General features: G+C 47.5%; 10 protein-coding genes. 3 read left to right on the forward strand and 7 right to left on the reverse strand.

The genetic code is table 11. From position 1 onward, the window contains the following. The first annotated feature begins 135 nt into the window (after positions 1–135). The gene (locus tag SFV55_RS04215; protein WP_320028213.1) at positions 136–801 is read left to right on the forward strand and encodes an HAD family hydrolase; all 666 of its coding nucleotides are present in this window, start codon (positions 136–138) and stop codon (positions 799–801) included. 31 nt (positions 802–832) lie between these two features. Continuing rightward, complete coding sequence (locus SFV55_RS04220) at positions 833–1,417, forward strand: hypothetical protein (protein WP_320028214.1); 585 nt, start codon at positions 833–835, stop codon at positions 1,415–1,417. Between the two features lie 204 nt (positions 1,418–1,621). Here the strand turns inward: SFV55_RS04220 and SFV55_RS04225 are convergent, their stop codons facing one another. The 4 genes from SFV55_RS04225 to SFV55_RS04240 are packed head-to-tail and all read right to left on the reverse strand — an operon-like array spanning position 1,622 to position 3,514. Further along, on the reverse strand, positions 1,622–1,960 hold the full coding sequence (locus tag SFV55_RS04225) for a DHCW motif cupin fold protein (RefSeq protein ID WP_320028215.1): 339 nt from the start codon (positions 1,958–1,960) through the stop codon (positions 1,622–1,624). 54 nt (positions 1,961–2,014) lie between these two features. Beyond that, the gene (locus tag SFV55_RS04230) at positions 2,015–2,425 is read right to left on the reverse strand and encodes a GNAT family N-acetyltransferase (RefSeq protein WP_320028216.1); all 411 of its coding nucleotides are present in this window, start codon (positions 2,423–2,425) and stop codon (positions 2,015–2,017) included. Between the two features lie 16 nt (positions 2,426–2,441). Then, complete coding sequence (locus SFV55_RS04235; RefSeq protein WP_320028217.1) at positions 2,442–2,873, reverse strand: hypothetical protein; 432 nt, start codon at positions 2,871–2,873, stop codon at positions 2,442–2,444. Then, positions 2,873–3,514 carry a hypothetical protein gene (locus SFV55_RS04240; protein ID WP_320028218.1) on the reverse strand — a complete coding sequence of 214 codons (642 nt, stop codon included), beginning with the start codon at positions 3,512–3,514 and terminating at the stop codon, positions 2,873–2,875. The genes SFV55_RS04235 and SFV55_RS04240 overlap by 1 nt, the downstream gene beginning before the upstream one ends. A 251-nt stretch (positions 3,515–3,765) precedes the next feature. Between SFV55_RS04240 and SFV55_RS04245 the strand changes: the two genes are divergently transcribed. After that, positions 3,766–4,755: a hypothetical protein gene (locus tag SFV55_RS04245; RefSeq protein WP_320028219.1), complete on the forward strand. Its 990-nt coding sequence runs from the start codon at positions 3,766–3,768 to the stop codon at positions 4,753–4,755. Between the two features lie 399 nt (positions 4,756–5,154). On the opposite strand, the gene SFV55_RS04250 is transcribed toward SFV55_RS04245, so the two are convergent. The 3 genes from SFV55_RS04250 to SFV55_RS04260 all read right to left on the reverse strand — a co-directional run bounded on the left by SFV55_RS04250 (position 5,155) and on the right by SFV55_RS04260 (position 13,726). Continuing rightward, positions 5,155–7,860 carry a 4-alpha-glucanotransferase gene (locus SFV55_RS04250; RefSeq protein WP_320028220.1) on the reverse strand — a complete coding sequence of 902 codons (2,706 nt, stop codon included), beginning with the start codon at positions 7,858–7,860 and terminating at the stop codon, positions 5,155–5,157. An 88-nt stretch (positions 7,861–7,948) separates the two neighbouring features. Further along, positions 7,949–8,272 (reverse strand): hypothetical protein, encoded by a 324-nt coding sequence (locus tag SFV55_RS04255; RefSeq protein ID WP_320028221.1) that lies wholly within the window; start codon positions 8,270–8,272, stop codon positions 7,949–7,951. A gap of 171 nt (positions 8,273–8,443) precedes the next feature. Next, a complete protein-coding gene (locus SFV55_RS04260) occupies positions 8,444–13,726 on the reverse strand; it encodes a gliding motility-associated C-terminal domain-containing protein (RefSeq protein ID WP_320028222.1) in 5,283 nt (1,760 codons plus the stop codon). Positions 13,727–13,942: the final 216 nt, after the last annotated feature.

A 13,942-nucleotide genomic window follows, 5' to 3' on the forward strand; every position in this document is an offset into this window, starting at 1 on the left:
ATTTTGCTGCGTTGCGCATCAGTTGCGTAGGCCCGCTATGGGCCTAGCCAAATCAAAAAAGAGCCAGCCAACTTTGTAACTTTTTTTCATTTCTGTTCCTTACTTTTGCAACATCACCAAAGCATCTCATTATTTATGATCAAAGCCTGTATTTTTAACCTGGAAGGGGTCATCGTAGATACGCAGCGTATCTTTTATGAGGCTTTGGACGATTTGGCATTGCGCTGGGGCCTAGGTTCCTTTGAACATCCCAGTGAAAATGAAGTCACCTACGGCGAGGCCCGGAAAATAGCCCTGGAGGCGTTAATCCAACGCAGTGGCAAAATAATTGATGCGGCTCAGCGTTCCGACATTATGGAAGCCATCGATGCTGAAATCGCTGCCCACATTGCAGGCATTACCCCTGATGACATTGAGGATGATGTGTTTGTTTTCATCAAGGAACTCAAAAATAAAGGCCTCAATTTGGGCATCGTTTCCACCTATCCCAATACAACCAAAGTCCTCAATCGGCTTAAAATCACCCACCTGTTTTACTCCATTGTAGAGATAGAAGCTAGTGGGTTTTCTTCAATTTCGTCGGAGGTATACCTCAGTGCTGCCAAGGAATTGGGCATGTCTCCCGAAGAAACCATTGTGTTTGAACACACCAAAGATGGAGCCGCTGCAGCAGGAGAGGCTAATTTTTTTGTAGTAGGCGTAGGAAAAGCCGATGATTTACAGGATGAAGCTGATTTAGTGATTCCAGACTTTGATAGCGTACGGTTTCGCAAGATCATAACCGCATTAGGTACAGACTAAAAATTTTTTTCTACGACAAAAATAATCCTTCATGATTAAAAGTGTACTGCTGATAGGATTTACCGCACTAATGGCGGTAACCGGCTGCAAACCAGACAAAGCTAGTTCCAGCTCCGAAGACCTGAGCCCAGTAACTGGTTTGGAAAAAAAAGGCGCTGCTGCTGCACCTGTAGCCCCCCCAAATCATCCAGTGATTCAAAGACTTCAAATGAATTATTGGGTTTTTGAACATTACCTGGTTCCAACTGGCCAGGAAAGTTACATTCGCAAACGGACCAACAAGGGAATTTGGTTCCAATTCAATTCGGATGGCACCTACATTGCCGGGCAGTGGGGCAAAACCATGGATGAAGGAACTTACTTCGTGCACCAAGAAAAAAACCAATACATGGGCCGCATTCAGCAAAATGTTTACCTGGATTCCGCTATTGATGACAATCGAGATGTTGAGTGGCAAATTCAAGGAATGTCGGAAGATGGCGGCTACATGTCCTGGGTGAAAATTACTACTAACTCGGTAAATCCTGAACCAGGTATGGTCAAGGTGATTTCGATGATGACCTTACCTACGCCAGCCGTACTGCGGGTGGATTCGTTGGGGAATCCAGTGGAGTAAGGTGGCTTGGTGTACCACAAGGTTATGCCAAAGCAGCTTTATTTTTAAGCACAAAGGACATTAAGGCAGCACAGAAATCACCAAGTAAAGCGTAGTCAACGTCTAACTTTGTGTCCTCTGTGCTGCCTTTGTGTCCTTTGTGCTTAAATAATGTCACTTTGGTGTATCCTTTCGTAAAAGGCTACGATAATGATTCTTCCCAGATTATTTCAAAAAATCACCATCTACAATCAACAATTTCACCCCTTCCTCCGTGACAGAACGATGAGAACTTAGCTCATCTGATACGATGTAACTCATGCCTTTTTGCAGCGTAATCTGCTCACCGTCCTCCATTTCGCTGACAAATTCACCTTCCAGGCAATGTACCAAGTGTCCTTTTTGGCACCAGTGATTGGCAATGTAGCCCGCTGAATATTCCACGATGCGGATGCGCAGGCCAGGCAGTTGGAGGGTTTGCCAGTAGGCGGTACCGGATGCGCCTGGGTGCTCGGTTTTGGGGATGAGGGACCAGTCGATGGATTGGAAAGGGATGGATGGCATGGGTGGTCGATTTTAAAATTTATATTCATTTTTGGTTCTCGTCGATTACTACCCTCACCCCTCCAACTCCTCTACCCGATCCACAAAAAAGCAATACTCATGCCGAGTCATCCCGATCTTCGGGTAATATCCAATCGCTTTGGGTGCAGACAACAGGATCAATTTCGCCTGTGGGCTCGCCAGTTTGGTTTGCCGGATTAGTTCAGTGCCAATCCCCTGGTGCTGGTACGCCACATCCACCGCCAAATCAGACAGATAGGTGCAAAAAGCAAAATCACTCAAGGAACGAGAAACCCCGATCAACTTGCCCTCATCCCGAGCCGTTACAATCAGGTTGGCGTGTTCCAGCATTTTATGCAAGCGTTCGGGTTCATCGATGGGGCGGCGTTCGCCGAGGGTGGAAGCGATTAGGACAGCGCGAAATTCAGCGACTGAAAGATCATTTTCAATTTGGTAAGTGAGCATATTGATATGGATTGGGTTAGCGTGTGATTTGGTTCTGGTGCCAGCCAAGGCCTCTGCAAGCGAAACATGACGATGTGGAGTCAACCCACCCCTTGCCATCACAGTTTATACATGCCTGCGCTCCGTCTGGAACAGGCGGAAGCAGTTCTGTAAGCGCCGGGTAGGTATTGGCGCCGTGAAACAATGCCGCATAACAGGCTAGGGAGTCATGCTCTAACACTATTGGGTGGCCAAATGCTTCATGGTCCATACAATAAACCTGGCCATCCAACTTCAGGGCCCAAAGGTAAATGTTTGTGGCGTGCAAAGGCAACATTTGCTGTTCCTTGCAAACTTTGTAGAGCCATTGGGAAAGCGCTGAACTTGGCAAATCCTGAATCCATTTCCAGATTTGTTCGGTCAGTTTTGCTGAAGGTTGCGGCATGGTGTGGGTAGATAATTCAGCCATTACTTTTTCAATTGCCCGAGCCAACTTTCAATCGCCTCTTTTTCCCCAGACCGCATCGGCAAAAGATAAGTAGTCCCTGCCATTGTATCGGTGATGAGTTCAATGATCATTCCAGAGCCTTTGAGTCTTGAAGTTTCATGAATGGTTTTATTGGCTACCCCTGCCTTCAACAGGGCCTCAAGTTCCGTAAATTGTGCTTCGGAAATGACCTTTTCAAAGGGTTCACCTCCACTATACGTACCCGTTGAACTCATGGCAGGAGTGACGGGTTGGTATACGATTTTTTGAGCGCCAATGCTCCATACATTGTTGCTGCCATCGTGATAACGGTAAACAAAATCGTGGGGTAGATTGGCAAATCTGGCCCTGTCTAATACGGCACAAAATAATTGGTGGTACTTCGTCAAATCACTGGTTTTGTCCAAAGGCAGCAGCTCTTGGGCATTCACAGCAAAGGCTTCCACATTTTTTTTGTAAAAGACAATGCTTTTTTCTCCATCCGCACCTTCCCTTGCGATGTATTCAAAGCCATTCCCAAGTATGATCCGCCCATTTTTATTGATTGTTTTTAATGTTTTTAGTTTCCATTGGGCATATCGAAAGGTCAGTGTAAAGTTATAGGCAGAAAGGCATTGCTGCATTGGTGTCTGGTTAAACGTTGTACTGAAAAAATAGCTTTGCTGCTCCCCCACTCCATTATGCAATGGGTAAGAAAAAAAGAAAGCAGCAAGAAATAAAAAAACCGGACAGTTCATTGGTGGACAAGTCATAGGCTAAAAGTAAAGGCTTTTTCAAACATTTACTAAAAAAAGAAGCAGTTGCTCTTTTGCCCATCAATCGGATGAATAAGTTTAATTTTTCATTATTTTTGGCAAAGTAAGCACCTATAACTATGCCAAAAAAATCATACTACCCTACCTTATCTATATTGTTGTTGCTACTGCTCAGCTGGACAAGTTCCTGGGCAGCAGATGAAAAGCCCAAAAAAGAACCTCAAAAGGTCTACACCGGCATTTACCTGATGAACGTGTACGACCTCGACATCAATGGGTATTCCTATTACGCGGATTTTTACCTCTGGTTTCGTTGGAAAGGCAAATTGGACCCAACCAAAATTGAATTTGTCAATTCGATTGAAAAATGGGGTTCCACCCAGGTCGTTTTCCACGACTCCACCAAGGTCCTGCCCGATGGTTCTTTTTACAATGGCATGCGTTTTGAAGGCAGGTTTTACCATTCCTTTGAGTTGAAAGACTTTCCGATGGATCGGCACCCTTTGGACATTCGGATAGAGAGTGTTGAATATCCAAAAGATTCTTTGATTTACGTACAAGATACCAGCAAAGCGCTGTTACGGGAGGGCTTCAACATTCCCGGCTGGAAAATCAAAAGTGCAGAAATTGTCACCCACGACAATACTTACAAAACCAATTTTGGAGAGCCCACCGGGCCACCCACCTTTTCCAATTTCACCTTTAAGTTGACCATTGGTCGGCCACTGAGTTATTTTTTGCTCAAACTCTTATTGCCATTATTGGTCATGCTGATGGCCAGTTTGTTGGGTTTATTCATTCACCCAGATTACATTGACGCTCGCATATCCCTGCCGATTGGTGGTTTGTTGAGTTGTGTGTTTTTGCAGCAATCCTACAGCACCGCTCTACCAGACGTAGGCTACATGGTATTGATGGACCGAATTTATTTGGTGGCATATGTATTGATTGCCATCATCATGATGCGGATCATTCGGGGTTCTAACCTTTTGACCGATAAAGACCAGCGTGAAAACATCCAAAAAATCTGGGCCTCAGACCGCCGGAGAGGGTATCAGCTTATGTTCTTTATTGCTTTGGCGATTTTGATTCTGGTGCTGGTAAGGTAGGTTTAGCTTTTGTTCTACAATGTGGTGATTTTAACAAGGATATAAATGCATTAGGTCGCGGATTGGTCATTCGGGAAATATTTATTTTTTTCCCTTGCATCATTCCTTCAGCATACTTACATTTGTGGTATCCACACAGGTGGCGAACATTTTATTTTGACTCTAACAATTGAACAAAATTAGGGGGAGATTCGGTGTAACTAGGGCGGGCCTCAACTGCTTGACTTGTCGCAGTTCCCTTCGGGGACAAGAGGATTACCGAACCACGCTGACTACCTTATTCGTGTGCTATCGAGGGTCTCAAAATAACCCTTTAGTTGCTTGTGTGGTGTTTTTTTTCAAAAGAAAAAGGGTGAATCTCGTTGGAAGTTCACCCTTTTTCTTTTAGTCTAATCCGAGTTATGCCCGTTGATTCCGATGCAATAAATCGTACAACATGCCATTAAACCCGTCTTGCCCCAGCAAGTTTTCCAAAGTCAAATGCATGCGGTAGCGCCAGTAATAAGGCATAATGGCGGGCACATTGATTCGCTCTTCTGTAGGATTTTCCCTGCGCAATTCCAGATCCATCGCCAATAAATCCTGCAAGGGGAACACCGTCCACATGCTTGGCCAGCGCAGGTGTTTTTCCACCACCGCCTTGGCGATAAAGGGCTCACAGGTATAAGGCTCCTGCCCCATAAATTGCAATTCGTTGTGGAAAAAGCGGCTGATCAGCGCGGGATCCTCCTCTTCCCACCAAGCCCGGATCGGGGCCATGTCGTGAGTAGAAGGGCTCGCCACGGAGAGGTAAGGAATGTCCGCTTCCTGCAAAAACTCTGTCGCCGGGTTTTTGGACATGCGTTGAATTTCGAGGGTCAAAATTCCCATTTCGCGCATCACCCCTGGCACACAAGCGGGCACCATCCCAAGGTCTTCCCCACAAATCAACATATCGGTAGCCGCCTTGAGCGCAGGCAATTTTTGCATGGCCTGAGCCCTCCAGAAATCCTCCTGGCGGCGGTAGAAGTAGTCGATGTACAAGTCTTGCAACTTGTTCTGTTGGTTGTAGTCCAGTTGCTGGAAAGAGTAGGTTTTGTTCAGATCAATCCGTGGGTGAAACTCCCGGCCATTGCTGCCCGGAATTTCCAACAACAACACATTGCTGATCAGTTTGAACAGACCAGTTTGCAGCTGGATTTTATCCTGATTTTCTGGCGCTTTGAAAAAAGCTTCAATTTTGCGCTGGGTATCAAATTCGGGTTTGAAGGCAAAATAATTGAAGCGGATTTCATCCAGGAATTGGGTGCGCACGTACGCTGCTTCCTCCCCAAAACGCTCGTCAAGCAATTGTTTGGTGATGTAAGGTTTGCAGTAGCGCTCATGGTCAAAATAGATGCCTCGGGCATCCAGTTCTTCTCGCACAATGGGCAAGGCCGGGTTGAAAAAGCCCAGGGTACCTTCTACCTGATCGAGCGGAATCTGCCAGATGCGGAAAAAGCCCAGAATATGGTCGATGCGGTAAGCGTCGAAATAACGAGACAGTTGGGACATGCGTTGCCGCCACCAGAGGTAGCCATCTTTGGCCATTTCCGCCCAATTGTAGGTGGGAAAGCCCCAGTTTTGGCCATTGTCGGAAAAAGGATCGGGTGGTGCGCCCGCCTGGCCGTCCATGTTGTACAACTCCGGCGCGACCCAGGCATCCACGCTGTGGCGGTAAATGCCGATGGGCAAGTCGCCTTTGAGGATCAAACCTTTGGAGCGGGCGTAATCAGATGCTTCGCGCAATTGTTTGTCCAGGTGGAATTGCAGGTAGTAGTGGAAAGCCACATCGGCATAATCCGGAGCATCCGGCGAGGCCAACTCAGCCAGGACGGCTGTGGAAAACTGGGCGTATGGGCCCCAATTTTCCACAAATTCGACCGATTTGAACTTATCCCGCAGGTAACAAAATACCGCGTAGGGTTCCAGCCAATGTTTGCTTTCAGCAAAAAAGGCCTGGAATTCGGTATTTGCCAAAAAGGTCTTTTGGGTTTTATTAAAAGCTTCCCGAGCCAGACTCAGTTTAGATTTATTGACGGCCTCGTAATCCACCGCTGGGTGGGCATTCAGTTTTTTGCGTTCGGTGGCTACTTTTTTGGCATTGATGCCTTCCAATACGTCCAAGTGCAAAAACTGTGGATGCAAGCCAAACACGGTAATGGCCGCATAAGGGTATGAATCCGTCCAGGTGTGAGTAGCCGAAGTATCGTTAACGGGCAGGATTTGCACCATGCGCAAACCGGCTTTTTGTGCCCAGTCGATCATTTTTTTCAGGTCGTTGAACTCCCCTACCCCAAGGCTGTCCTCAGTGCGCAGAGAAAATACCGGAACTGCTACTCCGGCACCTTTCCAATTGCCTCCTGACTGGGCGTAGTACTCGTCACAAACGATGAGTGAATTCACCAGTGCATCCAGTGGCGCGCCATCCAATTTGCGGTTGGGGCCAGCTTCGAGCTCTACGATTCGTTTGAGTTTGGGGTCGTAAAAGCCGTATTTGTATTCAAATCCCTGACGGTAACTGATGCTGATTTCGCCCGTCCAGCTGGGAAAATCGGCATTGCCCAAAAGCACTGGGTGGCCATAATCCCAGGAACCCAATTCAGGCAAACTGCCCAACAAAGCCAGTTGTAGCCCCGCCGGAACCTGCACCGCCCGCATTTGGAAACGGATGCTCAAGCGCAACTCGTCCGGTGCAACGGAGATACTTTTATAGGTAGCTTGTGGTTTAAAAATTACTTTTTCAAACGCAGCGGTGTAAAAAGCATTTTCAGGATGGTCGATGGCCCGCCAGCTGTCTTTCAAAAACAGGTGCTCGCCCGCAGCACGGGAAATCCGCAACTTACGGCGATTGCCCCATTCCGCGCTGAAAGCAGAAAGGGTGCTGTCATCCTTGATCAGGTATTTGTACTCCAGGTTGCTGGGTGCTTTTTTAAAGGGGATGGAAATCCGCCAGTAGCCGCCACCGATGTATTGCATCACCTGGGCCTGTTGTTCATTGCCGCTGCCCAGCTCGGGTACGTTGCCCACAATGGCAAGTTGTTGCCCCCATTTGGTCAGATAGTGGATTTGAAAAGTAATCGTCATGTTTCATACATTGAAGTGGGGCGAAAGATAATAAAAGTTGGGGAGTTTGGATGGATGAAGGGAATAAGCGGAGGAATCTTAGTTTAAACTAATCAATTTCGGCATCAATAATTTTATCTTCTTCCCTCGAATCTCTATTGATTTTCCACATTTCTATTGGTGTAATTAAATGAGTTAAAGTGGCTGCCAAGCTTCCAAAAATCCAAAACCCCATATTAATGGCAAAAATAGGTAACCCACAATTTACCCGATCAGGCTTGGGTTCAGGGTAAAAATATTGGGGTAAAATGAAGAAATAGGCTACAAGAACTGTAGCTAAAATAAAATACCTAGCCGGTTTAAATCTCAGTGCTGAGGCAAAAAGATAGAGCAATGCCTGGAAAAAGGAGATTAAGAGGATGATTGGGATCATTCGTTGTGATGAATTATGTTTTTAAAACGGTTCATCTTTTTGTAAAGTATTATGAAATGCTGTCGATTACCCACAAATCCGCGCACGTTATTTGGATTTGGCGAAGTTGCGTAAAAAATCTAATCTGTGGTTTTGTGGGTAATTGATAGATTCAGCTAACTAGAGCCTACCTCAGCGCAACAAACTTACGCTACCCTGCAAATCCACCGCCTTACCCAAAACATCTACACCCCGCAATCGATAATAATACATCCCAGTGTCCATTGCGCGCCCCCGCGAGCTGCCATCCCAACAAGGCTGGGTCTCATTTGGGTTGGATTGAAAAACCAGATTCCCCCAGCGGTCATAAACCCACAGCTGCGCCTCCGCAATACAAGGGCTATACGCACAAAAGGCATCATTGATTTGATCGCCATTGGGGCTAAAAACATTAGGCATGTATACCTGGCATTTGCCTTCAATCGTAACCTCGGTACAAGCCTCGCTGCGGCAATTGCCCTCGCTGACGACGGTGACGCAGTATTTCCCAGATTGGGTGCTGCGCAGTTCAGGGTCGGGGCAATCGGTGCAGCTCAAGCCATCGGCAGGTATCCATTGGTAGGTTCCAGGCTGAGTTCCGGCAATCAGTTTGAGGCTTTTGCCCAGTTTAAGTTTGTATTCTGGCAAAAGTGTCAACTCGGGATGAGCTTGCACCTCCAGGGTATAACTTGCGGTATCCCGACAGGCATTAGCATCCTGCACAATCAGGGAATAGGTCCTGGTTTGTTGGGGAGCTACTTCGATTTGTTCCGAACTTTGGCCATCCTGCCAGCTGTAGCGATAAGGCGCTCGTCCAAGCGCGATGGATTTTTTCAAAGTGGCCTTTTCTCCCACACAAAGCTGTTTGGGCCCGGTAATAGACAAGTCTGGCAAAGGGTTGACCAGAATAGAGACATTGCTACTGGTTTCACATCCTTGTACGTCTGTGATGCGGAGGCCCAGCGTTGAGGTACTTTGGGCACGAAATTGGAGATTAGTAGCACTTGAACCATTGCTCCAGTTGTAGGTAAAGGTACCAGTCCCCCCACTTGCCATGGGTTCAAGGTCCACTGTTTCCCCTGCACATACCTCAATGACAGGAGGAAGTATTAGTTTAGGAACAGGATTAACTAGCACCTGTACTTGAGCAGTATCTTTACATCCTTCGGCACTGGTGCCTATCATGGTATACATCTTGGTGTCCTTTGGGAAAAAAGCCTTGCCATCAAACACTCCTGAATCCCAGGTGTAGCTCAGAGCTCCACTGCCTTGCAAAGTCAGTGAATCTCCTGCGCAGATTTGGCGATCCGGACCAGCGCTTACCTCTGGCCTTTCATTCAGCTTTACGGTGAGATAAGCAGTATCCCTGCATTGATTATAGGCAGTGAGAATCAGCCAGTAGGTCTCGGTCCGTGTTGGTTTCAAGCGGATTTCCTGAGTTTGCGCCCCAGTACTCCACTCCATTCGCTCCGCCTGTAAGCTCGACAAAACCAGGCTATCGCCTCTACAAATGCTGGAAGGACCAAAGATTTGCGCTAAAGCAATCGGTGGAGTGGTGATTTGAAAGTAGGTATTTGCGCTACAGCCTCCCCGGGTGTTTATTCCAGCTATGTCATATCTGCCTTGCATGGGTACCCTCATATATATAGTAGAATCCGTGCTTTGAAATCCGTCCGGGCCCCGCCAAATGTACTCATCCGCTCCAGAAACTTTTACGGTTAGGGGTAGGCCAGAGCAAATAACGATATCCAGCCCGGGTTCAACGCGCAATTCAGGGGTAGCAAAAACCTGTAGGGTATAACTTGCCGTATCCCGGCATCCATTGCCATCCTCTACGATCAAAGTGTAAGTGCTGGTTTCACGAGGCGATACCGCAATTTGTGGGGTACTTTGGCCATCTTGCCAGGTGTAGCGATAAGGGGCCAGACCTACGCTGATTACCCTTTCTAAAATCGCCTGATCGCCTGCGCAGATGGAGTCGGGACCAGAAATAGACACCTGTGGTGCCGCATTGACCACAATAAAAGTGGTATCCCTGGCCTCGCAGCTTTTTTGGTCGGTAATCAAAAGCCTCAATTCCAAATTGTACTCCACTTGAATCTGGACGCTAGTCCCCTTAAATCCTCCCCCCCAGGTATAGGTGTATGTTCCGGTACCTCCACTTACCCGAGGTTCAATGGTCACGGTTTCTCCGATACAAGCACCGATGGTGCCAGGGAGTTCGACGACTGGTCGAGGGTTTACGGTTACTTGTACTTGCGCGGTATCGGTACAATTGTTGGCATCGCGCCCAATAAGCGTGTAGGTTGCAGTACTCGACGGCTGAAAGAGTTGATTGTTGATCACTCCACGATCCCAGATATAGGTCAGGCCCCCTTTCCCTTCCAGCCGTATTTGTTCCCCTTCACAAATGACCCGGTCGCTTCCAGCACTGATCCTAGGGCGGGGAAGAACCGAAACTTGTACCTGAGCGGTATCCCGGCATTGATTGGAGTCGATCCCAACTACGGTGTAAAGGCGACTTTGGGTAGCCTGAAAAGGTTGCGCATTTTTAACACCCCAGTCCCATTCGTAAGTGATTGCACCGGAGCCTTGCAAGCTCAAAGTGTCGCCAGTACATACCCGGCGCTCCGAGCCTGCACTTACACTCGGTTGAGACATCAGACTGATCGTCATACTGGCAGTATCTCGACAACCATTGTTGGCTTGACCAATCACGGTATAGGTCTCGTCTGTGGTTGGCACAAATTGCTGACCATTTACAACCCCTTTATCCCAGGTATACCGCAAAGCACCAGTTCCTTGCAAGACCAGACTTTCTCCTGGGCACAATCGCCGATCGGGCCCGGCACTGACCTCGGGTCGGGGTAGTACCGTAACCAACAACTGTGCAGTGTCCCGACAACCAAAACTTCCGGTACCCACTACAGTGTACGTCCGCGTTTCATGAGGAGTAAAGGGAATGCCATTGATGGCTCCACCATCCCAAAGGTAAAAAATGGCGCCTCGGCCACTGACTACTACCCGTTCACCTGCACATACCGTTTGAGGTGAACCAGGATTGACATCCGGTCGGGGATCTACCTGGACTGTGACGGCAGTGCGGGTACGGGAGCGCCCACAAACACTGTCCTGAACATAAAAAGTGGTGGTGGCAAAAAGCGGAACGGTGCGCAAACTATCCCCTTCACCCAATAAACGGCCGCCTTCGGGCTGATCAAACCATTTGATGAATCCTTCACCCCTGGCTTTCAGGGTGGTGCGCAAACCGCCACAAATGCGCAGGCTTGTAGTGGGAGTTGTATTTTGAGGAGCCAAAGGGGCGTAACAATCTTTAAAGCTGCTCAACAATAGATCAGCTGCATCCCCACCGTAATAACTTTGTTGAGTGTTTGGGGTCCCCATCCCTTCCCGGGAACTCGTGTGTCCAAGACAATAAATGTTCTTACTGCTATCGACATCTATTGCGCGAAATCCATCATTACCCGCTCCACCGTAGTAAGTAGACCACAACAACTGCCCACTTGCATCCAGTTTTGCCAAAAAGGCATCTGCAAATCCCCCACCATATTCGGTTTGCCAAGCTTTTGAGCCAACAAAACCAGAACTTTCGGTGCTGCTTCCTGCAACAAAAATCGCTCCAGTACCGAGGGGATCAAGTTTCAGATCATTACCGTATTCATGCCCAAAACCACCTAAATAGCTAGCCCATAACAATTGACCATCTGCAGAAAATTTGGTAACCTGGGCATCATACATCCCCCTCAATACATTCAGTCCTGCATTGCTTCCCAATGGGTAATTGGCAGAGGAAGTTGCTCCTGTAAAATAGAGGTTTTTCTGGGCATCTAAAAAAAGAGCCACGCCCGAATCATCACCACTACCACCACAATAAGTACTCCAAATTATTTTAAAATTGGAGTCCAGTTTCCAGAGCCAAACATCTGCACCTCCTGCATTGCGGGTCTGGTATGCATTGCGGGAAACAGCCGCATTTAACGAATAAGTAGTACCTACCCCGTAAATATTGCCCTGTTCATCACAAAGCAGGTCGTGTACACCATCATCACTGCCGCCACCCAAAAAAGTGGAATTGATGAAACGCCCATCTGTAGTAAAACGAGCTAAAAAGCCATCCGTTGAATAAAAAAGGGGATCATTTGGTAATCCAGGTATCTCTTTACCTCCGCCGATAAAAATATCTCCTTGTTGGTTTGTGGTTAGAGCAAAAGCATAATCATAATCGGGCGACCCCCAATACCGACTCCAAATACGGTTCCCATCTGTTGTAAATTTAGCCAAAAAAACATCTTCTTTTCCATTGAGTTGGGGCGTTTCAGTCCCTGGACTGGCAATGTCTTCAATGGACATGGTGCCGCCCGTAATGATGAGTTCACCAGCCAAGTTTAGCTCAATATTGTGAGCATAATCAACACGGCTACCGCCAAAATAACTGGCCCAGACGCGTTGTCCAGTGGTATCAAACTTGGCAATCAAAGCATCGCTGTCACCATTGTGAACGCTTTGATGGATGCCTCTAGTCGCTACGTTGCTGGTCGATTGGGTGTCCCCGCAAAGATAGAGTTGCCCTTTCCCGTCGTATTCCAAATCCCATCCGTTATCATAACCGATGCTGCCAAAATAGGTCGACCATTTTAGGCTGGGAATTGGGTCAATGACCAGGGTTTGGTTCAAGGCGCCACTCGGGCCACTAAATCCAACGGTGATGCTGCCTTCTGGCTGCTGATCCTGATCAATCAAACGGTAGCTTAGTGGCACTTCCTGTTTGCTTTCGGCCCAAAAACTAGCAGGTATACTTTCCCGAAGACTGCCCATGCTGAGCTGCAAATCCAGGTAATCAGGGTGAAATTGCGTTTTTAAAGCCCCTCGGTAGCGTATTTTTATGTCGGCCAAATCAGCGCCGGGATGCAGGATAAAATTGTATTCAAAAGCTTTTTCCATACCTGGGTTGGCCACAAACTCCAGGTCGATATGGGGATAAAGGTTATGGAAAACTACCTTTTGATGGTGTCGAACCCGCAATCCGGCAGGATGTTCTGCCGGGTAAAAAACCAGGTAATCCTTGGCCGTTTCCAGAGATTCAATTTGAACATCAGGATTCGATCCGGGAAAATCAATATCTACCCGGTGAAACTGGTAGGTCCTGGGCAATTTTCGGGATTTTTTGGTTTTTGGATCAACGATCAGGCTATCCCGAATAATTTGATGGGCATCATAACTGAAACCTCCCTCATGTATCTGAACGTTTAATCCCGATTGGGCGATATAGACAAAGCGGCTAGGAGAGGTGGTGTTTTCTTGAGTCTGGATTTGGCCCCGGTTTTCGATGAATCCATAAGGTTGCATTTTTTGGCCCCAGGAGAATTGGCTGAACAATAGCAAGCAAACCAAAAGCGAGGGGGTAAACATTTTCATGGGAATATGATTTGCAGTTTTTGGGAAAATGCCTGTTTCCAGGTGTGCAAATCCAAAGGTAAGGTGCTTGCGGATGCAAGGTCCATAGCAATGTATAAACGTAAGACTGTGTTTAGTTTACGCAGGGTTTAATCGAAGTAACGTCATTACTCCCATTTTTGATTTTGACCCAGCCCCAAAGGGCGACATCTCATAAGGAAGGGTGCAGCCCTTTCG

Source organism: Haliscomenobacter sp. (genome assembly GCF_033763495.1).
Taxonomy (GTDB): Bacteria; Bacteroidota; Bacteroidia; order Chitinophagales; family Saprospiraceae; genus Haliscomenobacter.